The sequence below is a fragment of the Streptomyces sp. NPDC051677 genome, from assembly GCF_044453465.1.
In the GTDB taxonomy this organism is placed as follows: Bacteria; Actinomycetota; Actinomycetes; order Streptomycetales; family Streptomycetaceae; genus Streptomyces.
Genome location: NZ_JBITCT010000017.1, coordinates 58,836 through 81,600, shown reverse-complemented (window position 1 = coordinate 81,600; position 22,765 = coordinate 58,836). Strand labels below are relative to the sequence as shown.

At 69.5% G+C, this 22,765-nt stretch carries 24 protein-coding genes and 1 pseudogene; 14 read left to right on the top strand and 11 right to left on the bottom strand.

Going from position 1 to position 22,765, the window contains the following annotated elements; all coding sequences use genetic code 11:
• Positions 1-45: 45 nt before the first annotated feature.
• On the top strand, positions 46-2,451 hold the full coding sequence (gene fxlM / locus ACIBAF_RS21685; protein WP_399464889.1) for a methyltransferase, FxLD system: 2,406 nt from the start codon (positions 46-48) through the stop codon (positions 2,449-2,451).
• A gap of 50 nt (positions 2,452-2,501) precedes the next feature.
• On the opposite strand, the gene ACIBAF_RS21680 is transcribed toward fxlM, so the two are convergent.
• From ACIBAF_RS21680 to ACIBAF_RS21665, 4 genes are all read right to left on the bottom strand, one after another.
• On the bottom strand, positions 2,502-3,080 hold the full coding sequence (locus tag ACIBAF_RS21680; protein ID WP_399464887.1) for a phosphatase PAP2 family protein: 579 nt from the start codon (positions 3,078-3,080) through the stop codon (positions 2,502-2,504).
• Positions 3,077-4,270: an MAB_1171c family putative transporter gene (locus ACIBAF_RS21675; RefSeq protein ID WP_399464885.1), complete on the bottom strand. Its 1,194-nt coding sequence runs from the start codon at positions 4,268-4,270 to the stop codon at positions 3,077-3,079. The genes ACIBAF_RS21680 and ACIBAF_RS21675 overlap by 4 nt, the downstream gene beginning before the upstream one ends.
• A gap of 11 nt (positions 4,271-4,281) precedes the next feature.
• The gene (locus tag ACIBAF_RS21670) at positions 4,282-4,809 is read right to left on the bottom strand and encodes a hypothetical protein (RefSeq protein WP_399464883.1); all 528 of its coding nucleotides are present in this window, start codon (positions 4,807-4,809) and stop codon (positions 4,282-4,284) included.
• A 300-nt stretch (positions 4,810-5,109) separates the two neighbouring features.
• Positions 5,110-5,550 carry a helix-turn-helix domain-containing protein gene (locus tag ACIBAF_RS21665; RefSeq protein ID WP_399464882.1) on the bottom strand — a complete coding sequence of 147 codons (441 nt, stop codon included), beginning with the start codon at positions 5,548-5,550 and terminating at the stop codon, positions 5,110-5,112.
• 847 nt (positions 5,551-6,397) lie between these two features.
• Between ACIBAF_RS21665 and ACIBAF_RS21660 the strand changes: the two genes are divergently transcribed.
• The 7 genes from ACIBAF_RS21660 to ACIBAF_RS21630 all read left to right on the top strand — a co-directional run bounded on the left by ACIBAF_RS21660 (position 6,398) and on the right by ACIBAF_RS21630 (position 11,554).
• Complete coding sequence (locus ACIBAF_RS21660) at positions 6,398-7,297, top strand: helix-turn-helix domain-containing protein (RefSeq protein ID WP_399464881.1); 900 nt, start codon at positions 6,398-6,400, stop codon at positions 7,295-7,297.
• 7 nt (positions 7,298-7,304) lie between these two features.
• Positions 7,305-7,997 (top strand): hypothetical protein, encoded by a 693-nt coding sequence (locus tag ACIBAF_RS21655; RefSeq protein ID WP_399464879.1) that lies wholly within the window; start codon positions 7,305-7,307, stop codon positions 7,995-7,997.
• A 149-nt stretch (positions 7,998-8,146) separates the two neighbouring features.
• Positions 8,147-8,791, top strand: a complete 645-nt coding sequence (locus tag ACIBAF_RS21650; protein WP_399464877.1) for a WhiB family transcriptional regulator — start codon at positions 8,147-8,149, stop codon at positions 8,789-8,791.
• Positions 8,788-10,410, top strand: coding sequence for a hypothetical protein (locus tag ACIBAF_RS21645; RefSeq protein ID WP_399464875.1), 1,623 nt, complete (start codon positions 8,788-8,790; stop codon positions 10,408-10,410). Before ACIBAF_RS21650 ends, ACIBAF_RS21645 begins: the two co-directional genes overlap by 4 nt.
• The gene (locus ACIBAF_RS21640; protein WP_399464874.1) at positions 10,407-10,598 is read left to right on the top strand and encodes a hypothetical protein; all 192 of its coding nucleotides are present in this window, start codon (positions 10,407-10,409) and stop codon (positions 10,596-10,598) included. The genes ACIBAF_RS21645 and ACIBAF_RS21640 overlap by 4 nt, the downstream gene beginning before the upstream one ends.
• Before the next feature lie 159 nt (positions 10,599-10,757).
• Positions 10,758-10,925: a hypothetical protein gene (locus tag ACIBAF_RS21635; RefSeq protein WP_362873470.1), complete on the top strand. Its 168-nt coding sequence runs from the start codon at positions 10,758-10,760 to the stop codon at positions 10,923-10,925.
• 131 nt (positions 10,926-11,056) lie between these two features.
• Positions 11,057-11,554, top strand: coding sequence for a plasmid mobilization protein (locus ACIBAF_RS21630; protein WP_399464873.1), 498 nt, complete (start codon positions 11,057-11,059; stop codon positions 11,552-11,554).
• Between the two features lie 9 nt (positions 11,555-11,563).
• On the opposite strand, the gene ACIBAF_RS21625 is transcribed toward ACIBAF_RS21630, so the two are convergent.
• Positions 11,564-12,049: a hypothetical protein gene (locus ACIBAF_RS21625; RefSeq protein WP_399464871.1), complete on the bottom strand. Its 486-nt coding sequence runs from the start codon at positions 12,047-12,049 to the stop codon at positions 11,564-11,566.
• A gap of 83 nt (positions 12,050-12,132) precedes the next feature.
• On the opposite strand from ACIBAF_RS21625, the gene ACIBAF_RS21620 reads away from it, so the two are divergent.
• The 3 genes from ACIBAF_RS21620 to ACIBAF_RS21610 all read left to right on the top strand — a co-directional run bounded on the left by ACIBAF_RS21620 (position 12,133) and on the right by ACIBAF_RS21610 (position 14,758).
• Complete coding sequence (locus ACIBAF_RS21620; protein ID WP_399464870.1) at positions 12,133-13,842, top strand: relaxase/mobilization nuclease domain-containing protein; 1,710 nt, start codon at positions 12,133-12,135, stop codon at positions 13,840-13,842.
• A gap of 83 nt (positions 13,843-13,925) precedes the next feature.
• Positions 13,926-14,375 carry a hypothetical protein gene (locus tag ACIBAF_RS21615; RefSeq protein ID WP_399464868.1) on the top strand — a complete coding sequence of 150 codons (450 nt, stop codon included), beginning with the start codon at positions 13,926-13,928 and terminating at the stop codon, positions 14,373-14,375.
• Positions 14,376-14,446: 71 nt separating this feature from the next.
• The gene (locus tag ACIBAF_RS21610) at positions 14,447-14,758 is read left to right on the top strand and encodes a hypothetical protein (protein WP_399464866.1); all 312 of its coding nucleotides are present in this window, start codon (positions 14,447-14,449) and stop codon (positions 14,756-14,758) included.
• Between the two features lie 81 nt (positions 14,759-14,839).
• Here the strand turns inward: ACIBAF_RS21610 and ACIBAF_RS21605 are convergent, their stop codons facing one another.
• Positions 14,840-15,217 (bottom strand): NUDIX domain-containing protein, encoded by a 378-nt coding sequence (locus ACIBAF_RS21605; protein ID WP_399464988.1) that lies wholly within the window; start codon positions 15,215-15,217, stop codon positions 14,840-14,842.
• Between the two features lie 173 nt (positions 15,218-15,390).
• On the opposite strand from ACIBAF_RS21605, the gene ACIBAF_RS21600 reads away from it, so the two are divergent.
• Positions 15,391-16,002, top strand: coding sequence for a TetR/AcrR family transcriptional regulator (locus ACIBAF_RS21600; RefSeq protein ID WP_399464864.1), 612 nt, complete (start codon positions 15,391-15,393; stop codon positions 16,000-16,002).
• Complete coding sequence (locus ACIBAF_RS21595) at positions 15,999-16,409, top strand: DUF6069 family protein (protein ID WP_399464862.1); 411 nt, start codon at positions 15,999-16,001, stop codon at positions 16,407-16,409. The genes ACIBAF_RS21600 and ACIBAF_RS21595 overlap by 4 nt, the downstream gene beginning before the upstream one ends.
• A 53-nt stretch (positions 16,410-16,462) precedes the next feature.
• Here ACIBAF_RS21595 and ACIBAF_RS21590 read toward each other — a convergent pair whose 3' ends face one another.
• The 3 genes from ACIBAF_RS21590 to ACIBAF_RS21580 are packed head-to-tail and all read right to left on the bottom strand — an operon-like array spanning position 16,463 to position 20,585.
• Positions 16,463-17,065 carry a DUF6262 family protein gene (locus ACIBAF_RS21590; protein ID WP_399464860.1) on the bottom strand — a complete coding sequence of 201 codons (603 nt, stop codon included), beginning with the start codon at positions 17,063-17,065 and terminating at the stop codon, positions 16,463-16,465.
• On the bottom strand, positions 17,062-19,503 hold the full coding sequence (locus tag ACIBAF_RS21585) for a tyrosine-type recombinase/integrase (protein ID WP_399464858.1): 2,442 nt from the start codon (positions 19,501-19,503) through the stop codon (positions 17,062-17,064). Before ACIBAF_RS21585 ends, ACIBAF_RS21590 begins: the two co-directional genes overlap by 4 nt.
• On the bottom strand, positions 19,500-20,585 hold the full coding sequence (locus tag ACIBAF_RS21580; RefSeq protein WP_399464857.1) for a tyrosine-type recombinase/integrase: 1,086 nt from the start codon (positions 20,583-20,585) through the stop codon (positions 19,500-19,502). The genes ACIBAF_RS21585 and ACIBAF_RS21580 overlap by 4 nt, the downstream gene beginning before the upstream one ends.
• Positions 20,586-20,793: 208 nt before the next feature.
• Between ACIBAF_RS21580 and ACIBAF_RS21575 the strand changes: the two are divergent.
• A pseudogene (locus ACIBAF_RS21575) lies at positions 20,794-21,228 on the top strand (hypothetical protein); the annotation flags it as partial.
• Positions 21,229-21,412: 184 nt separating this feature from the next.
• Here the strand turns inward: ACIBAF_RS21575 and ACIBAF_RS21570 are convergent.
• Together ACIBAF_RS21570 and ACIBAF_RS21565 are read right to left on the bottom strand one after the other, a co-directional pair.
• Positions 21,413-22,234 carry a DUF317 domain-containing protein gene (locus tag ACIBAF_RS21570; protein ID WP_399464986.1) on the bottom strand — a complete coding sequence of 274 codons (822 nt, stop codon included), beginning with the start codon at positions 22,232-22,234 and terminating at the stop codon, positions 21,413-21,415.
• Positions 22,219-22,536 (bottom strand): hypothetical protein, encoded by a 318-nt coding sequence (locus tag ACIBAF_RS21565; RefSeq protein WP_399464855.1) that lies wholly within the window; start codon positions 22,534-22,536, stop codon positions 22,219-22,221. Before ACIBAF_RS21565 ends, ACIBAF_RS21570 begins: the two co-directional genes overlap by 16 nt.
• Positions 22,537-22,765 lie beyond the last annotated feature (229 nt).

Below are 22,765 nucleotides of genomic sequence, written 5' to 3'. Positions count from 1 at the left end.
AGTTGCGAAACCGGACTCGACCCGCTCTCTGGCATCCAGTTCGCCATGACCCACCACGACCCCGAATTCCTCCAGCGCGGCCACCGCACCCTGCCCGCCTCCACCAACTGGCCCGTTCCTGACCCCTCCCACCACCAATCGCCTGAAGGAGACGTTCCGTTGGCCTACACCGAACAGAAGGAATGGGACGAGCACTACGCCGGAGGACAGGGCTTCCGGCAGCTCGGGGATAGTGAGCGCGCTCTGCTGGCCGAGCATGTGCCCGCCCCTGCCGAGGACGGCCGCGCCTTGGACGTCGGCTGCGGGGTGGGGGACTTGGCCGTCCACCTGGCGTCGATGGGCTACATGGTCGACGCGGTGGACTGGTCGCAGAGCGCCCTGGCCCGTGCCCACGGCGACCACGAGTCCGGGGTGCGGTGGCTGTGCCTGGACATCGAACAAGGCGACCTTGAGCCGCTGCACGAGGACGGCTACGACCTGATCACCCTCCGGCTGATGTACGCATTCCTGAGCGACCGCACCCGCGTCATGCACGAACTCGGCCGCCGGCTACGCGAGGGCGGCGCGATCGTCGTCATCACGCCGCTCGCCGCGAACACCCCCGCAGACAGGCGGAACATCGCCCTGAACGAAGACGAAATCAGCCTGCTGACCTCCGGGTGGGAACAGGTCCAGCGGTTCGATGCGGACGAGCTGGCCATGGTGCTCCTTCGCGGTCCGCGCCAGGGCCAGGCCGAGGTGGCGGAAAAGGAGCGGCCCACCGCGCACGCGGTGACCGGTGCTTGCGCGGTGGTCACCGACGGCAGCGGCCGGGTCCTGCTGGGGCGCTCCACCAGCACCATGTGGGAGCTGCCGGGCGGACGCACCGACTCCTCGGAACCGTTCGAACAGACGGCGGTGCGGGAACTGGCCGAGGAGGCCGGCCTGATCGCCGACCCGGCCGACGCACACTTGCTGACGATGCTCTGGGACGACAACCACGGCGTCTCACGCCTGACCGCCGTGGTCCGACTCAACGCCTTCTCCGGCACCCTCACCTGCCGCGAGGCCGCCAAATTCTCGCGATGGGAGTGGCACCCCCTGCACACCCTGGCCCACCTCGACCGGATCTTCGCCCCGTCCGCTTCCGCGCTGGATGCCGTCTGGCCCGGCATCATCCCGGGCCTGCCGCCCGTGCGCGCCTACCCGCACGCGATCAACCACCCGCGCGTGGACGGGGAGCCAGCCGAGGCGGTGCGGTTGCGGCAGGAGATGACCGCAGCGGTCATCTCCGGTGGCTGGGCCCCCTCGAAGGAGGCCCGGGAGGCGCTGCGGACGGTGCAGCGGCACCGCTTCACGCCCGAAAGCCCGCTGACCACGGCGTACGACGACAACCTCGCCGTCATCACGCGCCGCGACGAGGACGGGCAGGCCACCAGTTCGGTGTCCGCCGCCTGGCTCCAGGCCGACATGATCGAGAGCCTCCACCTGGAGGAAGGCATGACCGTGTGCGAGGTGGGGTCCGGCGGCTACAACGCCGAGCTGCTCGCCCACGTCGTCGGACCAGCCGGCCAGGTGGTGAGCGTCGACATCGACCCGTACGTCGTCAAGCGCACCCGACGGTTCACCGCCGAGGCCGGCAGCGGCCGGGTCACCGCCCTCCTCGGCGACGGCGGCCTCGGAGCACCCGGCCACGTGCCCGACGGCGGCTTCGACGGCTGCATCATCACCCACAACTGCTGGGACATCGCCCCCGCCTGGCGGGAGCAGCTGGCCGAGGACCGGCATCTGGTGCTGCCGCTGGAGATCCACGGCTACACCCGTGCCATCACTTTCCAGAAGCACGGCAACGTGCTGCACGCCCGCAAGTTCACGTTCTGCGGGTTCGTACGCGACCTCGGCACCGGCTACCGCACCACCCCGGTCGCCAAACTACGCGGCGGGGAGCTGCAACTGCGGTTCGAGGACGGGGAACCGGCCGACGTGTCCGGAATCGACGATGCGCTGCGCGGGACGCGGTACGAGCTGCCCACCGGGGTGACCGTGGCGGGCAACGAGTCGTTCGAGACCCTCCAGCTCTACCTGGCCACCACGCTGCCCGGCTTCTGCCGCCTCGCCCTCGAACGTGCCAAGGACACCGGGATCGCCGCCGTGCCCCGCGGGGCTGACGCGCCCGCCGTGCTCGGCGACGGCTCCCTGGCCTACCTCACCCACGTCCTCGTCAACGACGCGGACACCTCCGAGGAACGGCGATCAGAGTTCATCGCCCACGCCTACGGCCCGGACGGCACGCTCCTCGCCGAGGAACTCGCCGCTGCCGTCCGCTTCTGGAACCTGCATGTACGCGGCCACGGTTATCCGCAGCTGGCCGTCTACCCTGCCGGGACCAACGTCCGGGAGATGTCCGAAGGGCTCGTCCTGGACAAGCAGCACAGCCGACTCGTCTTCGACTGGGACGCCGAGAAACTTTGACTGAGTGCGGTGCGCGCCTATGGACTCACGTGGCGTCCCACCAGTATTCGTCAGCGCACCGCGCTGAATACAACAGCGGCAGCCAGCCCTCCGAGCAGGGCACCGACCACCGTCTGGGCAGGAGTGTGGTCACGGAGCATGACGCGGGACCAGCCCACGGCCGCGACCCCAACTACCAGTGGTGCCACTTGCGCGCCGTACGCGAGGAGCAGGATTACGACTACTCCGCCGGCAACGGCGGTGTGGACCGATACCTTCCACCAAATGGTCACGGCCATAGTGATGATGAGGCCGACGAGCATGGCGACGACCAGGGCGAACACCTCGCGGGGTGCCCGGAGGGCGACCAACAGCGAGATGCCGATCAGTACCGACGCCATCGTGGCGAGGAGAGGCACGGCGCGCTGCTCGCGGACTCGCACGTGCTTGTCGGTCCAGTGGCCGCGCTTCACACCGAGCATGATGACGGCGAATGGGATGCCGCCGCAGAACAGGGCGGCCAGCACGCCCCAGCCGAGCCCCGTGACGCTACTCGTGCTGTGCCAGCCGATGATCAGCAGTATCGCGATAACGAGGTTGGCCGGCGCAAGCGCGTCGGTGATGAGGCGGGCCGTGCGGGACTCGGTCACTGTGTCGTCTCCAGCGTTCGGGCATGGTCGAGCTTGGTGGCGAAGGTGCCGGTGAGGTCGGATTCGTAGGCCCTGGCGAGTTGCTTGAGAGCGTGGATCTCACTGGGCAAATCTCGGCCGCCGCTGGCAGGCGGGAGGACCTCGCCGGACGAGGGCTCGTTGCGCTGCCGGGAGTTCTGGGCGCCAATGATCCAGCAGGCTTCCGCTGCGATGTCGGCTTGGGCGCCTATGAGGCCGGAGGCTGCGACGTGGGCGCGGGCCTGGTCGCGCAGGCTGCCTGGGGCGTGGTCGCTGAGGGTCAGGACGGCGTCTCGGATCTCTATGGTGCGGCGGTACAGGCGGTCGTGAACGTGGCGGAGGTAGAGAAGCTCGGAAGTTCTGCCCCGTGGCGGGTCGAGGCGGACGGAGGGTACGGCCTCCGTGAGGCTGAGCCAGAGCGCGTACAGCTGCAGCAGGTCGCGGTATTCGCGGTTCCATCGAAGCAGTCGTCCGGCGGCGGGCACAGTGCTGCCGATCACAATGAAGAGCAGCGCGCTGAAGAGGAGAAGACTGCCGATCGCTTCACTCGTGCTGGTCGGCAGAGGGCTCTGCCCAAGAGCAGGCAGGCCCACGGCGGCCACGCGGTACACGGCGTAGACGATGCCGATGATCGTGCCGATGCCCGTGAGACGCAGGCCACGGCCGAGGAGGCCGGTGCCGGGTTGCCGGCCCCAGCGCCAGCACAGCCGGGAGGCGCTGAAGAGTGCCGCCCCGAGGTACGCCGTCCACACCCCTCCGTAGGTGGCGATGCGCCAGTCGGTGGCGTATTCGGTCAGCAGGTCGATCGCTTCGTGCGGCTGAGGGGTGGCGAAGAACAGCACTGTGATGATGGCTGCTGCGGTGGCGGGGGCGAGGAGGTGGACGCGGGAGGACTTGATTCCGGCTGCCTTCTCCTCGGCCATGTTGTGGACGAAGGTCAGTACCGAGTGCGCCGCGACGATGCAGCCGAGGTGCTTACCGAGAGAGCTCAAGTTGTTGACCCCGAGGGCGGCGTCCACAGGGGCGGCGATGGAGGGGAGCCTGAGTGTCATGGCAACAGCCAAGGCGAGGAAGGCGCTCCACAGGACTCGTTTGCTCGGCTTACGCCATGCGGCCGGGGTGCGCCACGCGGTGACCAGCCACAACAGGACCGCAGGAAGTATGTCGATCATCCAGGGCACTCTTACGAGTCGCTGAGCGCGTCGCCCAGGCGCCGCAGCACGCTGCTGCGCGGCGTCTTACTGGTCCGGGAGGCCGCGACTTTGCTGGCGATCAGCCCTGCGAGACGCTCGGCGTCCCGTTCGTCCTCGGTGCCGTAGCTGGCCCTGGTGAGGAGACTGACCACAGTGGCAGGGTCGATGTCCGGGAACAGGCCGCCGCCACCTGCCTCGACACCGTCGAGGATCGAGCGGTGGCCCAGGAGCATGTGACCGATCTCGTGCAGGATGATGTGGTCTTGGTGCAGCGGGCTGGTCGCCGCCTCGTGGAAGATGTGGTCGGCCTTCTCGGTGGCGATCCATACCCCGCACGGGGCGTCGGTCCCGGAGATGCCGGGGACGCTGTGCAGATGGAGGACACGGCCGCGCTGCGCCGCGATTCGGTCACACAGGACTTGGACATCGAACGGGTCCGGGATGTCGATCGAGGCCAGCACGTCCCCGATGTCCGGACGGTCGTGTCCGTCGCCCGGCTGCTGTCTTCGACTACGCAACGGCAACTCAGCTCCGCAGGTGGCGCTGTACGTGGCCGCGACAGAGGCGGCACCGGAATCCAGCATTCCGGCACAGGAACGATACGACAACCTTCAAGCGAATATGCCAAGAGCATGCTCAATTTGCGCTCATCCGATGATGATCAAGAAATGCGCCTGATTCGGCATCACTTGATCAAGGCTGAATTGAGCGGCAATCCGCATGGGCATCGATACGCACCGCAAGGCCGGGCCCCGCAGAGTGACCTGCGCCACACTCGTCGCCGGATCGCACCCTTGCGCCCGGAGGCCACCTTCCGTTCACCTGCTGGACGCTTCATCGTCGGGAAGTCCCTCAAGCGTGCGAGCCCTCTCAAGGAATCCCTTGATCGTCGTGAGGGTCTCCGGCGACAGGCCGGAGGCTCTCAGGGCAATCTCTCGCACATTGTTGTCCCGCATGGAGGCGAGCAGGGACAGCTGCTCGGCGATGCGCTCGGAGGACTCGTCGCTGAAGAAGTAAGCAGGGGCCACGCCGAAGAAGCCAGCAAGGGCCTCCAGGTGCTTCATCGTCGGGTTGTCCTTCTTGCCCTTCCGCAGGGTCCAGATGTAACTCGCCGAGATGGTAGGCCCCCCCGACCCCTGGATAGCCTGCGCCACCTCTTCATAGGTGTACTCGCCCCGGTTCTTCGGGTGGACCGTCTTGAAGAGGTAGTCGAGCTTCTCCGCGAGGGTGCGCTGCCCCGCTGGCACTCCTTCGCCCATACAGGCCCACCCTTCAATGACTCACAGGGGCTCTTCGACTGGTGTGAACCATACACCGCCCGACGCAACTGTTCCATTCTCCCCAGTTGACGCAGTCCATCCTCCCTGGTCTATTGTCTTCGCGTCGGCATCGACTGATGCGAATGCACAGGCAGCGCTTTCGCAGCTCAGACGGACGGGGAGGGGGCGCTGTGCAGACGTGGCCACTGAGGACCCCTGTCGCCGCAGCCAGGCGAGGGCCAAGCCACGCCGCCCGACGGTCGGCAACATGCTCTGGGCTCGCCCGCAGCCTCCACACGGACCGGCGCGCAGATCATCGAGACAGCCACCAGGCGCCCTGGCGCGAAGACGACCGCCAAGAACGCGCTCTGCTTCTTGCTGCGGGCGATCCGACGCGCTTCGCGTCGGCCGCGCGACTTCTACAGGGTTTAAGAACCAAGTCTGGATCTTGACGCAGGGTCGTGCGTATGTTCGTCGTCCCCCGGGCAGCCCGCCTGGGCAGGACGACCCCGAGGAGCAGCGGCATACGCATACTTCGGGCCTCATAGGCCCACAAACAGCGACGGCGCCCGAGAGGTGCAACTCCCGGACGCCGAACGCTTCACGGCACAAACCGCCCCGGCAAGGGCGGATATCGCCACCATCACCACGCTGATCCCTTCCACGGGGCGTCTCAGCGTGGCAACACCAAAGGAGATTCTCGCATGCGCTCCGCCCTGCGCAAAAGGCCCGACGGCCTGACCTGCGCGGCAGCCCCCCTCGTTCCCGCGTCCCCCCGCCTCGGGCATGAGCACGCCCTGGCCACCATGCCGGCGCGTGCCTGCCGCCTGTCGGTCGGGAGCGGCCGATGAGCAGCGACGCCCGCGAGTGGGTGTGGGAGCACAGCTCCAGCCGGGGAACCGCTCGCCTGGTCCTGCTGTCGATCGCCGACCGGGTGCCCGACGAGCAGTGCACCGCCTGGGCCTCCCTCTCCAGCCTGATCGAGCGCACGAACGCGAGCCGGACCGCCGTACGCGACGCCCTCGAGAAGCTCACCACCAGCGGCGAGCTGGAACAGCGCGAGGACCTCCAGGGCCCGCAGCGGACCACGGTCTACCGCCTGCCCCTGACCGCAGCGTTCCTGGCCAAGGTCAAGGCCGCCGAAGAGGAGGGCTCGGACGCGGACGTCGCGCCGACGACGGAAGCGGATGCGGTACCCGAGCTGAAGATCGAGGATCTCCGGCAGTACGGAATCTGGCCCAAGGACAGTACGGATTCCGCCCCCTCCCGCCGGGTTCCGAACGGGTCGGATTCCGGCCCCTCACGTCGCAATCCGACCCCCCGACGGTACGGATTCCGACCCTTGGGGGGTGCGGATTCCGACCCCCAGAACCGTAGTGAACCGAAGGTGAACCGTAAGGACAGCAGTAGTGCTGCCGTCATCTCGGCCAGCCAGTGGCAAGTCGACCCAGCCACCCACGCCTGGGCCCGCCAGCAAGGTCACCTCGCCCGCCTCGGCGAGGACGGACTGCGCTCAGCCGACGCAAAGTGGCGCGCCTACCGCGCGGCCTGGAAGCCCCGCTCGGCGGGAGCCTGGGCTGCCGACTGGCGTGCCTGGGTCGCCCGTGAGCACACCCCGGCCCCGGGCCGCCCGCGCCTCTACGCCCTGCCCGGCAGCGGCCCCGCACCCGAAGGCGGCATGACCCGCGCCGAGGCCCACACCGCCGCCCTCCTCGCAGCCCTCGACGAGCCGACCGGAACGGAGTAGCACCCTCGTGGACCGACGCGAAGTCGCCGCCCTGCTGGCCTACATCGGCCGACTCGACCCCCGCACCATCCGCACCGACACAGGCGAGGCCCGCGACCAGCTTGCCCAGTGGCATGAGCTGCTCGGGGACGTGCCCCTGGCCACACCACACGGCTGGGACGCCCGTATCGCAGCCCGCCAGCACATCCGGGTCTCGCCGTACCAGATCCTGCCCGCGGACATCGCCCGCCCGTGGGAGAGCTACCGGCGTGACCGCCTTCAGCGTCACACCGACCCCACCCCCACCGCCGACCCGGACGACCAGGCCGCCTGGACCGCCGAGTTGGTCCGCACGCGGCACGCCGTTGCCTCGGGAGCCACAGCGCCGACGACATACCGGCAGATCGCCAGCGGCCAGGTCGACCCGGACCTCGAACCTCATCTCAAGTCGATCGGCCGGTACATACCGGATCACGTCCGCGCCGAACTCGCCTCCTACCGGCCAGCCCGCGCTGCCCGCGAGGCTGCCGTCGCCCAAGGCCAGCCGGACTTCCTCAGCGTCCGCTGCGAATGGTGCCACGCAGCGGTCGGCGAGCCGTGCCGCCGCCGGCGCGTCAGCCCCGACGGCTACGCACACGGGACCGCACCCCGCGCCACCCCGCACCCCGGCCGCGTCGACCTCGCCGCAGCACAGCACGCCCAGCAGCCCGCGATGGCGTGACCTGACCCGGCGGTGCACCCCGCCCGGTGCACAGCCGATACCACCGCCCCTCCCTGCGGCGCCCGCCCTGCGCCGCAACCGACGCCTGACGCCGCGTCCACCCGCCGCCGGACCCGAGCGGCCAACGCGGCACCACATCGGAGACAAGATTGCGCACCATCACCACCCACAACACGCCGCTCAGCGGCCTGCGTGGCATCGGCGACACCAGCTGGCATACAGACGGCGTGTGCCACGGCATGGACCCCGAGGACGCCGATGCCACGTTCTTCCCGCTGCCCCGGGACCACGAGGCCATCGCCGACGCCAAGGAGCTATGCGCCGCGTGCCCGGTCAAGCGGGAGTGCCTCAACTTCGCCCTGGAGAACGTTTTGAAGGAGGGCATCTGGGGCGGGCTCACCGAGGCCGAACGCCGGCCCTGGCACGACGGGCTGCCGCAGCGGCTCGACTACAGCCGGGTGATCGCGTTCTTCAACGGCCGCGACGTGCATCTCACCGCCAAGGAGCAGCAGGTCGTCATCGACCACGCCTACGCCCGGGGCTGGCGTGCCGACCGGCTCGCCGTCGCTCTGCAGGTCAGCCAGAATCACGCCCGCGACCTGCTGACCCAGGCCGCCCACAAGGTCTTCCACCGGGACCTCACCCTGGGGGTGCCCCCGAGGAAGAAGAAGCGGAAGCAGTCCAAGCCGGCCACGAGCACACCCGCGACCGGCCAGGCAGCCCAGGAGGAGCCTCCCGCCCACCCGGTACAGCCGGCATCCGCGCACGCCCCTCTCGGAAAGGCCGCCGCTTGACCCGCCTCTCCCTGTCCCTCGGCGCCGTCCCGGACCTGTCCGTCCTCCTCGCAGTCGGCGTCCCCGCCGCCGTCCTGGCTCTTGTCCTGACGGGCTGGGCGATCCGCCGGGGAGCCAGCGACCAGGAGAAACGTTCTGGCGGCCCCGCGGTCAAGGTCGCCGCCCTTGCCGCGCTCGGCTGCACCGTCTACAGCGCGGACACCAGCTGGCGGTTCGCCGCCGACTACCTCGACATGGCCGGCACCGCCGAGCGGGCTGGCATGTTCGCCGCCGCCGAACTGGCGCTGTTCGCGACCGCGCTCATGGCACGGCAGAACCTGGCCACCCAGGGAGCGCCGGGCATGCCGGGCACGCTGGTCTGGGTCATCACCGGCGTGCAGGTGATCCCGGCCTACGCCGAGAGCGGCCCCATCGGCGGCACCGTCCGGGCCTTCGTCGGCCCGGTCATGGCGGCGATGCTGTGGCACCTCGCCATGGGCATCGAACTGCGCCTGCGCACCCCCGGCGCCGCCTCCCACGGTCTGCTCGCCACTCTCGGCCGGGAGGCACGCGAGCGGTTGCTGTCCCGCCTCAACATCGCCGCCCGGGATCGCGACGCCGCACAGATCACCCGTGAGCGGGCCACTCGCCGTGCCGTCACCCTCGCCGCCCGCCTCGCGGAGCGCACTCCCGAGCAGCGAACGGGGTGGCGCGGCCGACGGCTCACCCGCCGACTGTCGAAGGCCATCGGTCGAGCCTCGGTCGGCACCGATCCCGCGCAGCGGGCCGAGCTGCTCAACCAGCTTGCGGCCCGCCGGCACGCACTCGCCCTCGCCACGGTGCCCCTGCCCTCTCCCTGGTCCCCGCAGGCCAACCAAGCGGGCCTGGTCCCCGCACCGGTCACCGGGACCACCTCACTGGAAACCGCGGTCCCCGGCGACGGTCCCCGCCCCCACGCCAACCCGACCGGGGACCGGTCCGCGCAGTCTGCGAGGGGACCGGTCCCCGGGACCGCGTCGGCACCGGGCTGTACGGTCCCCCAATCCGGGGACCGTGAAGCGTGGCCCGCGAGCACGGAAGCGGGGGCCGAAGCGGCTGAGCCGGGGACCGACAGGTCCCTCGACAGCGGCGAGGGGACCGGCCGCCAGATGCACGAGGTGCCTGCTCAGGCCACTCGACAGGACCGGGGACCGAGCGGCGCCGAGTCGGGGACCGACCCCACCACGGACCGGGGACCGACCGACACCGACACGGGGACCGACCCCACCACGGACCGGGGACCGACCGACACCGACACGGGGACCGACCCCACCACGGACCGGGGACACATGGTCCCGCTGCGGCGGAAGCCGAGTGGCAAAGCCAAGGGCAAGCGAGGCGGCCGGTCCCGCAGCCAGAAGGCGCAGCGCCCGTCGCGGGAGTTGCAGGCGGCTGTCGACCAGCTCGTGCAGCAGGTCCTGCCACACGTCCCCGCCCTGCTGCAGCGGGACGGCAACGAGACCGTCACCCGAGTCCAGCTCCGGGAGATCATCCGGCGCGAGGGGTTGACGGGCGGCCGCAACGACCGACTCAGCCTCGTCCTCCAGCAGCTGCGGAGTGAGGCGACCACCACCACGACCACAAGGAGCTCCAGCCGATGAGGACCTGCCACCGCTTCTCCCAGATCCGTCAGGAGTTCGAGCAGGAGATCGGCTTCCTGGGCAACCACTCCGAGCTGCATGCCGGCAGGCCGGCGGCGAAGGCCAGCGCAAAGCATGCGTTGTCGGCGAAACAGCGGATGGCCAAGGCCCTCAGCCGGCACGTCGTGCGCTGCCCTGAGTGCGGCTGACGCTCGCACAGCCGCAGCTCACGGCCCCGTAAGGCGACCGGTGGCCCGGCCCAGTGCCGGGCCACGGCCCGATTTCCAGGAGGCACCACCATCAACTCCCAGATCATGCGTTCATCCGCGCCTACCACTGCCGAGGCCGCCGCTTGGGCGGAGGTATTGGTGCGTCGTCAGCTCCTGCACGCGGCGATTCTTGTCCCGAACGGCCAGTGGCTCGTTCAGCGCAAGTCCGACAGTCCCGTTCGCGTGCTCGCGGGACCGGCCGACATCGTCGAGCTGGCCGCCACCATCCAGCACCGCATCCGCACCACGAGGCCCCGCACCCGATGACCAACCCGAACGACACCGACAACACCCCGGACCGCGAGCCGAAGCTCAACTCGGTCTCAGGGCGAGCAAGTTATCGGCCAAGACACTCTTCCCCGTCGGGGAAGGTGTCTTCGGCCGGACCCGCCCCGGGGGTGGCGGAAGCGGACCAGCACCGGGGGGTGCTGGTCCGCGAGGCAGCGACCGAGGGCGGATCGCAGCCGGAGAAGCAGCCGTCGCCGCGCAAGCGCCGCGCCACGAAGCAGAGCTCGCGCAAGCGCTCACCGAAGCCGCCCGCGCGTAAACGTGACTACGTGTGCAGCGTCCGCTTGAACGACGACGAGAAGACCCTCCTCGCCGCCGCCGCCAACGCCACCCGTACGAGCCTGCCTGCCTTCCTCGCGCGTAGCGGCCTCGCCGCCGCGCACGACCTCGACAAGACTGCTGCAGCCATCGCCGGACATCGCGAACTGGTCGCCGAGCTGTTCGCCGCCCGCCGACATCTCGGTCAAGTGGGCAACAACCTCAACCAGGTAGCCCGTGCCATCAACTCCGGTGGTCAGCCCACGGAGGTCGACGCAGTCGTCGCAGCGGTCCAACTCGCCGTGACCCGCGTGCAGGCGGCCACGGACCGGCTGCTGGACAGGCGGTGATTTCGAAGCTCACGCGGACCACGAAGCGCTGCCGACCAGCAGGCCACGTACGTCGCGCCGCAGTGCCTCTTGAAACCGGTCGCGTAGGCAGCCGACCTCGTCCTTCAAGGCACTCAGCCCCTGTGTGTCCCGCTGATCCGCGATGGCAACGTAGTCCCGCGCACGCCGGAGGCTGCGGAAAGCCGCGTCGGCGGCCTCGGACACGTCAGGCGGGGCGAGGACATGAATCCGCTGACGGGTGCCGCCGAGATTGAAGCCCACGAAGGCCGCCTCGGCCGCCTCCGCGCGCTCCTCCGCCGCCGCGGTTCTCAGGAGGCGCAGCAGGCCCTGCCCCGTCTCCTCCATCGCGACCAAGTACTCGGCGTACAGCGCCGTACGCAGCTCCAGCAGGCGGGTGACCGACTCCCTGCGCCACCGCCGGCGATCGGCCAGCGCCGTTGCGCCGACACCGAACAGAACTCCCAGGAGGGCGGAGAGCGGCGATATCCAGTTCATCCGCGATGGCTTCCCGCCACGAGGAACCGGAACGCACCACTCCCGCCGACCACCCAGTTGATCAATCGTTCTAGGACAGCAGCATGATTCCCAGGATCCAGAAGCGCGGGCAGCGCACTCTCGGCCTCCTGTACTACCTGTACGGGCCGGGCAAGTACGAGGAGCACATCGACCCGCACCTGGTCGCCTCCTGGGACAACAACGCTCCCGACCCCGGCCGCGACGAGTCCGCCACCCTCAAGCAGCTTCAGCAGCTCCTCGACCAGCCCTTGGCGAACATCGACGAGGCCGAGCGGCCGAAGAAGCACGTCTGGCACCTCTCCGTACGCAACGCCGCCGAGGACCGCATCCTCAGCGACGAGGAGTGGGGCGACGTTGCCCGCCGCATGGTCGCCGCCGCCGGCATCGACGACCCCGACCAGGGCGCGGGCTGCAGGTGGGCGGCCGTCCGGCACGCCGACGACCACATCCACATCGTCGCCACCCTCGTCCGCGAGGACGGCTACAAACCCGACCTTGACCACGACGCCGCCCGTGTCCAGGCCCAAGCCCGCGTTCTGGAAATGGAGTTGGGGCTGCGCCGCCTCAACAAGGGCGACGGCACTGCCGCGCAGCGACCCACCAGCGCCGAACGCCACAAAGCCGAACGCCAGGGCCGACAGCGCACGGCGCGGGAGGAGCTGCGCGAGACCGTGCGCCGCGCGGTGGCCGGCGCAACCAGCGAGGAGGAGTTCTTCGAGCGGCTGGCCGCCGCGGGACTGCTGATCCGCAAGCGGGCCGCCCCGTCCGGTGACCTGCTCGGGTACAAGGTCGCCCTGCCTGATGACCGCAACGCCCAGGACGAGCCGGTGTTCTACCCCGGCGCGCGCCTCGCGCCGGACCTGTCTCTTCCCCGCATCCGGGAACGCTGGTCCGCCGACAACCACGCCCCGGACACCGCGCCGAGACAGCCGGCGCCGGGCGGCCCGGCCTCCGCGCGTCGGCGTACGGCCTCGGCCGCATGGGAGGCGGTGCTGGTCGTCGAGCACAGCGACGACGCGGTGGCCGCCGCGTACATCGCGGCGGCCGGCGAGGTCCTGGACGCGCTGGCGAAGACCTCCGCCGCCCACACCCGCCGCGAACTGCGAGAAGCAGCCTGGGCGTTCGAGAGGGCCTCCCGCTCCCACGTCAGGGCCGAGCGCGGGTACGACCGTGCTCTGCGGCAGGCCGCCCGCGACCTCGTCCACAGCGGTCCCGCGCTCGGCCGTGGCGAGGACGGCGCGACCACCGCGATGGCGATCGACATGCTGTTCTTCCTCATCACCGCCGCCATCCACTGGCACGCGAAGAAGGGCCATGCGCAGCAGGCCGCCGCCGCCCGCCAGGCCGCCGAGCATCTGCGCGCCGCATACCAGGCCGCCGCAGCCCAGCCCCTCGGCGCTCTCTACCAGCGAGGCCGACGCCTCAACCGCCCCCTGCGGCAACGGCAGACGGCCGTACTGCGCGAGGCGCTGCCGGAACTGGCCGAGCAGATCCTGACCGAACCCGGCTGGTACGCCCTCGCCGCCACCCTCGCCGACGCCGAGAGCGCCGGCCACGACCCAGCCGGCCTCCTCACCGAAGCAGCTGGGCGACGGGAACTGAACAGTGCGGAGTCAGTCAGTGACGTGCTCGTGTGGCGGCTACGCCGCGCCGCCGGCCTCCCCGCAGACACCACCGACATGGCACTCGGCGATCACCCAGCCGACCGGGGCACGCACCGCGCGAAGCGGTCCGAACAGGGGCGGTCCGGATCTCGTAGCCGCAGGCAATAACTACAGACTTTTTGAATGGAAGCTGGTCCTGCCGTTGCGAGACGATCAACGTGTGTGCAGGACGAGACGAGGGAGGACCACGGTTGTTCCACCGGATACGGCGCCGTCGCGCGGAGGCAGAGATGGCCGAGATACTGCGCAGGCACGCGGAGTTCGAGGCGCGGATTATCGCGAACCAGAGGCCACCGCACCCCGCGACCATCGCCCCAGAGTCGGTCGCTGAGCCGGCACCGGTGGTGGACGACTTCCTGCCGGTGGATTTGCGGGTGCCCAGCCACGACCAGGTCGAGGGACGGATGATGCCGTGGCCCTGGCCGATCGTCCTCGACAATGAGGTCGTCGCCTGCGCCGAGTGCGCCACGTACCGGGACTGGCTCATCATCTCCACCCGCGGCCAGGTGTGGCTGCGCTGCCGCGCCGGACACCAGCAGCTCGAACCACGGCTCGATACCGCTTGGTTCAACCGGCACTCCGGCCCCTCGGACGCGACGCACGCGACGTTCGAGGACTGCCTGCGCCATCTCGGCCACTGACCCCCTTCCCTGCCCCTCCGGGCCCACGGGCCCGCACTGCCCAACCGTCACCTAGCACAAGGGGTCTCTCCGTGCGTGTTCGCGTCGCCACCACCGTCCTCGGCCTCACGGCCGTCACCGTCCTCGCCCTGCCGGCCTGCTCCGCCCCCTCCAGCCAGACCAAGCCCACCGCCTCATCCGCCACCCGCACCGGCATTCCGGTGAACGGCGAGCGGCAGACGGCGCCGCTGTCGTCGGCCGCGCTGGAGCGTCTCCTGCTCGACGAGAGCGACCTCGGCAGCGGCTACACCCGCACGCCCCAGCGCCCCGCCCGGCACGACGACGTCACCGTCCTCGGCTGTTCTGTGGGGGTTCTGCGGGTCTCGGCCGTGAGGACGTCGTAGTTTTCGCAGTTCAGATGGCTCTTGCTAGCAAGGTAGAGAGTGCAACACCTGTGGTGCAAGCGATGTCACTCGGACGGGTTGTCAGACCGAGGCGGCCCTGGCGAGAACGTCGCGGATGAACGGCGGGATCGTGAGATCTCCAAGCTCGGCGGGCGAAACGAAACGGAGCTCGGTGCCCTCGTTCAGGTGGAGGCCAGCCGGATCGCCGTCCCAGGAAGCGGCGAAGACTGTGAGCCGCTGACCTGACCCGTGCTCGTCGGTGATCTCGAAGAGCTCGGCCAAGTCGGTCACGACGAGGCCGGCTTCTTCGGCCAGTTCCCGGACGATGGCATCGGCTGGCATCTCGCCAGGGTCGCAGCCGCCCCCGAGAGCCGACCAGTGTCCAGGCCATGCGATGCCGACCACGTCATCTCGCAGATGCATCAGGAGATCGTGATTGCTGTTGCGGATGACGGCGATGGCCCCGCGGGCAGCGGAGGTGATGTCTGTGTGTATCGGCTCAACCTAGTACTCCAGCCGTAGTTGTGGATCTTGGTGGGCTGCCGTCAACAAGCAGCCGAGTATGGAAAAGGTGGGCGGAGTGAGGACTCACTCATTGACGGAGTGAGTCCTCACTCCGTAATCTCGTGGTCATGACAGCACCCAAGGAGAACCAGACCCCCCGCCGCCGCGCCCCCGCCATGTCGCCGGAGCAGCGCCGCGAAATGATCATCCAGACCGCGATTCCGCTGATCACCGAGTACGGCTCCGCCGTGACGACCGCGAAGATCGCCCGCGCCGCGGGCATCGGCGAGGGCACGATCTTCCGCGTCTTCGCCGACAAGGACGAACTGCTGCAAGCCTGCATGGCCGAGGCGCTCTCCCCCGAGCACGCGGTCCGCGAGCTCGACGCGATCGACGTATCCCAGCCGCTGCCCGACCGGCTCGCGGAGGCGGCCGAGGCGCTGCAGGCACACATGGACAGGATGGGCGCGATCCTCGGCTCGCTGGGGCATCGCGGCGGCAAGCACCCCGGCACGGTGCGCGGCGCGGGCCGCGACGAGTCGACGACCCGTATCCGCGCGGCCCTCGCGGAGCTGCTTGAGCCCGACAAGGCCGGCCTGCGCCGGCCCCCGGAGCAGATCGCGGCCCTCTTCATCGGGCTGCTCTTCGCCCAGCCGCGTACGGAGGACGGGCCCGACCTGACCCCGCAGGAGCTGGTGGAGGTCTTCCTGCACGGGGCACTCTCGGGAGGCGCCAAGTGAGCGCGCGGAGAAGACGCCTGGGGGTTACGGCCCTGGCCGTCCTGGCCCCCGTCCTGGTGTGGCTGGTCGCGGACCCACTGCTGGGGCACCGGCTGCGGATCGCCGACGGCGAACAGACGCTCGACATCGGCGCCGTGCCCGTGGCGGTCGTCGCACTGCTCGCGTCTCTCTCCGGCTGGGGACTGCTGGCCGCCCTGGAGCGGTTCGGGGCGCGGCGCGCCCGCGCTATCTGGACCGGGGTGGCCGGCGGCGTACTGGCCGTTTCCTTCCTGCCGTTGATCGGCGACGGCATGGACGGCGGCACCCGGGTCTCCCTTGCTCTGATGCACGTGGCGGTGGCGGCGGTGCTGGTCCCGGGGCTGGGCGGCAGGTCCCCTGGGGCGGGAGCCGGTGCTGCTAGGGGGTGACCGCCAGCACCAAGTACGCCGCGAACAGCACCAGATGGAGGCACGTCGCGCGGCTAGGGATGACCGTCAAAGTGCCCACCACGATCGAGATGATGAGCGATACCTGGTGGGGCGGGCCGAGGCCCAGGGGCCGTGTCGCTGGCGTTGAGCCGGGCCATGTATTCGCGGTTGACCGAGCGGGCCGCTTCGAGGTCCTCCTCGCTCTCTTGGAGTCGTCGGTGGAGTTCGACGGCTTCTTGTTCCAGCTCGGTGATGCGGCGGGTCAGGGTCTCGACGTCCGGCGGTGCCGCAAGTCCGGCTTCGCGCCAGATCTCTTCGCCGAGTGCGGCGGACAGGCGGCCACGTAGCTGCTGGTTCTCCTTGGCCAGGCGGGTGTTGCGGTCCTGCGCGTTCGCGAGGTCGGCAAGCAGTGAGGGTCGGCTGACGGTTTCGCCTGTGGTGGGCGGTGGTTCTGCGGCCTGGGTGTGGATCATGTTGAGGAGGTCGCGGTGCCGATAGAGGAAGGTCCGATCGACGCCGGCCCGGCGGGCGATGGCGGAGACGCTGATCTCTTCCCTGGCCTTGGTGGCGGCGTCCAGAGTCTTGAGGACCCTGTCCCGGCGGCGACTGGTGTCGGCCCGGCGGGCCTGGATGATCCCGTGCGTCTGCGTGCTCATGGTCGCTCCAGTCGGAGATCGGAGGTGGGCGGGCGAACCTGTGGCATGCCCAGGGGGACGGCCCGGCGCCCGCGGCGAACGAGAGCGATCGCTTCCTCGAGTTCGCTCCGCTCGGCTTCCGAGAGGTGGTCGAGGTGATCCTCGGCCCGGCTGATGAGGTTCTTGATCCGCTCGATCTCCTGCTCGGAGGGGATGGCCTTCTCTCTGGCCCATTCGTCAAGGCCGGTGGCGGACAGCACGCGTTCCTTGGTGCGTCGGAGGTCGTCGAGGTATGCCTTCAGCTCGGGCAGGTAGGAGGGGTCGGTGCGGAAGTGGTCGCAACCGCCGCACTGCCAGCGGAACGGGCAAGCTCCGCCGCCTGCCTGAACGTTGCTGGGCTCGGTGCAGCCGCCGAAGGGGACGGCGACCTTGCCGATCGCGTGGCGGGCGTAGCGGGCCCGTTGCCCGTCGATCAAGGTCTCGACTTCTCGCCAGACCGGGGCTCCGTGCCGGTCCAGCTGGTGACGTGCCACCTGGTCGACGGCGGCTCTGCGCCGGGCTTCGCCGACTCGGTAGTAGGTCTGTGTGACTCGGAGAGAGTCGTGGTCCATGAGCTCGCTCAGGACGTCGATGGGGACGCCGGCGTCCGCATGCCGTTGGGCATAGGTGTGGCGGTGCGAGTAGGGGATGACGTCCTGCTTGGGGAATTCACGGCCGTTGGACATGATCAGCGGGGGCAGGCTGTCGACCCAGTCGCGATGCTTGGTCGTGAGGGTCTCGTTGCTGAGGCCGTGCAGGCCGAAGTGGTTGCGCAGCGTACGGCCCAGCAGCTTCAGCTGCTGGGAGGCGGTGTTCGGGAAGCGCTCGCGGGCGGCCTGCTGCTGTTCTTGGATGATTTTGGCGGTTGCCGCGGTGATGGGCAGCTCGCGACCCAGCCGCTGTTCCTTGATGTTGTCGTAGATCAGCACCCACCCGCCCTCCTTGTCCTGGCGGAGGCAGTCCCAGGCCAGCTGGCAGATCTCGTCGGGACGGCGGCCGGTGTCGATGAGGAGCTCAATGGCGACGCGGAAGTCGCGCGACGCCATCGAGCCCAGGAGCGGGAGGGCGTCGCAGAGAATGCGTACGACTTCCAGGGGCAGGGCTCGGCCGGGTTCGTCGCCGCGCTCGGCTTCGCGGGGGATGTCTTCTTCCCGCAGGGCGAAGTCGGGTGCCAGCCCTTCCAGGGGTTCCCCGGCTCGGGTCAGCCCGAGGACCCGCATGCGGGTGAGCATGCGCCGGACATGGCGGCAGGTCTGCTGCCGCAGCCGGGCAGTGAGGTCCTTGCGGGATTCCAGGTAGGCGAGCCGGTTGGTGAACTGCACGATGTCGTCACGGCCGAGGGCGACGATGTCCAGGCCCTGCGCGGCATTCTGCAGGCGCAGACTCTCGGAGAGCTTGGCCATGTAGGCGATATGGCACTGGACGGTGGCGCCGACGCTGCCGCGACGGTGGGGCAGATCGTCGATGGCCCAGCGCTTGACGGCCTGCCGAAGCCATGGCTGGGTGATCTGTCCGAAGCGGAGCCATCCCGAGTGGCCGAACACGTGCAGGTCCCAGGTGTCCTTGAGGAACTCACTGGCCGGCGAGGACATCGCCCGGCGGTGGACTCGTTGGAAGGACTCGAGCAGGCAGCGGGCCCGTTGTCCCCGCTCGGTGTTGAGATCGTCAACGGAGGCCGACTGCTGTCTCCGGAGCTCGTTGACCAGAGGTCTCAGCTCGTTGAGAGGGGTCTTGAGGCCCTGACGGCAGCGTTCATAGACGCCGTGGACGATCTGGGCGCTGGCCAGCGGAGACAGGCCCCGCAAGGTGACGTTGTTGAGCACGGGGACCGGGGACTGCAGGCGGCACCAGGTCTCTTCATCCAGGCTGGAGTCGGCTCGCAGGTCCTGGCGCCAGCGGGCGCGATGGGCCTTGCAAAACCCGTGCTGCCTGCCCAACCGGAAGCGGTCGCAGGCGAGGACCTTGCATTGTCCGAACCCGGGCAGCGGAGCGACCGTGGGCCTGGCGAGGAACTCCTCGACGGACACCTTGTGGATGAACCGCTGCTGGTGCAGGTGAGCCTCGCAGAGCGGAACACGGCTGGACCTCCAAGGGCGGGGGCATCCCACCGCGCAACGATCGACGCCGAAGCGGCGGTTCCTGCGGTGGGCGGCGAGGAAGGCGTCCTGGTCCTGTCCGCTGGCGGCCAACGAATGCTCGCAGGACTGACACAGGCTGGTGCGGGCTCGGGTCGGCGAGCCGCAGTCCGCCGTCTTGCAAGGAGTCCAGCCCAGCAGCGGATGGTCCATCGGCATCGCCAGCACCTGAAGCTGAGCGTCCCAGCCGATCTCGGCAAGGAATTCGCTCGGAACCAACCGCCAGAGGAACGCTGCCGGGTCGTCCGCCTCCGGGGGCGCCGAGTGCAACGCGGCCAGGGTCATCGCACGGCCCCCGTCGTGAGCCGCGGGCTGCCGACACGCTCGACGGCATCGCGCAGCCGCTGCCGGCTGGGGTGGAGATATGGCTTCGCCGAAAAGGGGGAGCGGTGACCGAGCAGAGCCTGGATCACGTCCAACTCACCACCGGCATCAGCCACGTTGCTGCCAAAACTGTGCCGCAACATATGCGGTTTGATCACACGGCTGAGCCTGGCCCGCTTCGACAGAGCGGTGGTCAGATCGTTGATCGCGTCCGGCCGCATCGGGGAACCGATCGGTTCCCGGAAGAGATTCACGAAGACGAAGTCGCTCAGATCATCGCCGATCAGGGCTCTGCGCTCGAAGACGTACTGGTCGTGGGCTTGGACGACGAGGCGGTCGACGGGGACGATGTGGGAGTCTCGGGACTTCGACCAGGCGCCGTTGATGTTCCGGCGACGCACGACGTGCAGGTGCGGGCCGGGGAAGTCGCAGCCCAGAGCGCTGGAGTCGACGAGGAAGTGAAGGTCTTCGCGGTGCAGACCCACGGTCTGGCTTCGCCGCAGACCGGCTCGGGCCATGACGATGATCAGGAACAGATCGCGGGCCGAGGAGCAGACTCGCAGCATGGCAACCGCCTCTTCGTCGGAGGCGCGGTCCACGTTGGACTGCGGTTCTTTGACCCGGTGGCGGGCGCGCAGCCGGTAGTGCAAGCCGCTGTCGGAGCCGGCGGCCTCGGGCGGCAGGTCACGGGTGTCGGCGATCTCGTAGATCTGCGAGACGACGGAGGACGGGACGTCGCCGGCGCCTGCGGCGAACACGAGCAGGCCACGGACCGCGATCAGGATGCGGTTGATGCGGCGCGGTCCACGGACCGGTTTGGCACCCGGACCAGGCGAGACCCAGCCCGCCGTCGCGGAGGCGGGAGCGTGGCGAAGCCACAGCATGAACGCTCCCAGATGTCCCGCGGCCGAGCGCCAATCCAGGCCCAGCAGAGCGCACCAGCGCAGGAACAGGACGATGGCTCTTGCGTACGCCTCCGTCGTCGACTCGGCTCGATCCTTGCTGAACCGTACGTACCGCAGGAACCCGTCGGCAGCGGGCATCACCTGCATCTGCTGATCCAGCACAGTCCAGTAGCAATCGCCCGAAGGCATACGGACTTTGAACGCTTGCACGTGCTCTCTCCTCAGTTGTGCCTGCGTCCACAACGACATCCACAACGTGCACGACACGGCAGGAGTACCTGTTCAACTCAGCTCCGCAGTCCGCCCAGTGCAACAGTCCACCGCACTCGCGGGACCCCCACAGAACGGCTGCCCCACCCTGGCCAAACTCGGCGGCGACGCGGTCACCGGAAGCTCGCTCGACTTCCCCCGCAAGGCGAAGGCATCCTTCACCTACAGCGGCGATAGCAACTCGGAAGTGTCCGAGGAGCTGTACAGCGACACCGCAGGCAAGCTCTCCGACAGCACCGGCCGGATCTTCGCCGCGATAACCGGATGCCCGGAGTTCCAGCTCCTTTCCGGCAGCACCGCGATCGACATCACCGCGCAGCGCATGTCCGCGCCCCAGCTCGGCGACGAGCGGTGGAGCATGCTCCTCACCTTCTCCGCCGACGGGCGGGACAGTGTGGTCAAGCAGACCGCGATCCGCTCCGGGAACGTGCTACTGACCGTCTCGGGAGCGCCGGCCCTCGTCGACCAGCACCTCGACAAGGCTCTCGCCAAGGTAACGGCATCCCGCTGACGCCCTCCCACGCCACAGCGCCCCAGGCCAAGCGAACGGCCGGGGCGCTGTTGGTGTATCTGCGCCAGGACCCTTCAGGGGAAGAGGCTGAGGAGAGGTAGGAGCCAGCCGGTAACAGCAAACAGCCCGGCCTCCCGAATGACTCGGGAAACCGGACTGTCGGATGCAAACGGTGCGCCGGCACTCAGCTGGCCGGGGCGCGCAGGAGTCGGTCCCGCGTGCTCTCGGGCAGCACCCGGCGCAGAACCGGTGCGGTGGAACTGAGGGATGCGGCGAAGGCGGCGACGAGGTCGTGCGGCACGCTGGCGCTGAAGGACACAGCCCACAGGCACGGCGCGCCCAGCACCGGCTCTGCCCATGCCTGCCATCCGACAGGCCCCGCCTCGTCCGCCTCGACGGTCAGGGCACGGGGGTCGCCATCCTGGATGAGGGGCGGCACCTCGCCGAGGCTGAGGTGGGAGGTGAAGGTCGGATCCGTCGCCCCGGCGTCGAGCTGGTCGACGTCGCGGAGCCAGCCGTGCGCGGTGACGGCGTCGAGAACCAGATCTGGCCCGGTGAACGCGGCGGTGGGCTGATCGCGGGCATCGAGCGCCACGAGGAATTCGGCTAGGACCTCGCCTGGGACGTCGGGGGTGAAGTAAGCGGACCACTGCGCGAGCGGCGTGGTCACGTCCTGACGGGCACAGACCTGCCAGGCGATCGGCAGCCCGCCCAGGTGAAACGGCTCGTCCGGCAGCACCCATTGGGCCCACCGCAGGGTGTCGGGGCTGACGTGGAGCACGGTGCTGCGCAGGACCTGGCGGTCCTCGGGTGCCTCGTCAGGCTCCTGGCGTCCGCGGACGATTGCCAGGCTCGTCCAATTCAGGCCCGCCAGCGTGTCGGCGACAGCGTCGTAGAGACGTCCGTCGTCACCGGCGAGGTGTCGAGGGCCGACCCAGTACGCGGGCTGAGCGCGGTTCGGGGTAGACGGGCCGAGCGAGTGGCTGGGGTTCAGGGGCGCCTCCAGGTGCTAGGTGCGGATCGGCCGCGGGCGGTACGGCGGGGGCGGCGCGGTGGCGCCTGGACAGGGGCCTGCCAGGTCAGGGCCACGGCTACCTCGGGCGGCAGATGCCCGAGCTGGCTGTCCGCGTCCCGTCCCTCGGCCAGGTAGACGACGGGCCGTCCGGCCTCATCGCACGCTTCGACGACCTGCGCCGGGCGATGGGCCATGGGGAAGAACGGGTTCATCGCCAGCCGCAAGGGCGCGGTCCGGTCGCAGGCGGACAGGCGGTCGATGAGGTCACCGACGGTCATCTCCGAGGGCTCCACGGGAAGTCTCCTTACATACAGGCAGAGGGCGTACGGGACGGCGAAGGTCGCGCCGCTCAAGGTTGGGCAGAAGGAGCGCGGTACCGTGTGGAATCTCCTGACGCCAACTCGCCTTTGTCCTTCACAGGGGCCGGGAGGCTCCAGCACGTGTGACACGACGGGGACGATATCGGCTGGCATCTCCGTGGCTCACGGGAGCCACAGCCATGGACAATCACCTCTCTGACCT

Coding starts and splice junctions, on each gene's coding strand:
- fxlM (WP_399464889.1), top strand. CDS start 46: ATGACCCACCACGACCCCGAATTCCTCCAGCGCGGCCACCGCACCCTG.
- ACIBAF_RS21675 (WP_399464885.1), bottom strand. CDS start 4,270: ATGATCGACATACTTCCTGCGGTCCTGTTGTGGCTGGTCACCGCGTGG.
- ACIBAF_RS21665 (WP_399464882.1), bottom strand. CDS start 5,550: ATGGGCGAAGGAGTGCCAGCGGGGCAGCGCACCCTCGCGGAGAAGCTC.
- ACIBAF_RS21660 (WP_399464881.1), top strand. CDS start 6,398: ATGAGCAGCGACGCCCGCGAGTGGGTGTGGGAGCACAGCTCCAGCCGG.
- ACIBAF_RS21640 (WP_399464874.1), top strand. CDS start 10,407: ATGAGGACCTGCCACCGCTTCTCCCAGATCCGTCAGGAGTTCGAGCAG.
- ACIBAF_RS21625 (WP_399464871.1), bottom strand. CDS start 12,049: ATGAACTGGATATCGCCGCTCTCCGCCCTCCTGGGAGTTCTGTTCGGT.
- ACIBAF_RS21620 (WP_399464870.1), top strand. CDS start 12,133: ATGATTCCCAGGATCCAGAAGCGCGGGCAGCGCACTCTCGGCCTCCTG.
- ACIBAF_RS21600 (WP_399464864.1), top strand. CDS start 15,391: ATGACAGCACCCAAGGAGAACCAGACCCCCCGCCGCCGCGCCCCCGCC.
- ACIBAF_RS21590 (WP_399464860.1), bottom strand. CDS start 17,065: ATGAGCACGCAGACGCACGGGATCATCCAGGCCCGCCGGGCCGACACC.
- ACIBAF_RS21585 (WP_399464858.1), bottom strand. CDS start 19,503: ATGACCCTGGCCGCGTTGCACTCGGCGCCCCCGGAGGCGGACGACCCG.
- ACIBAF_RS21580 (WP_399464857.1), bottom strand. CDS start 20,585: ATGCCCGCTGCCGACGGGTTCCTGCGGTACGTACGGTTCAGCAAGGAT.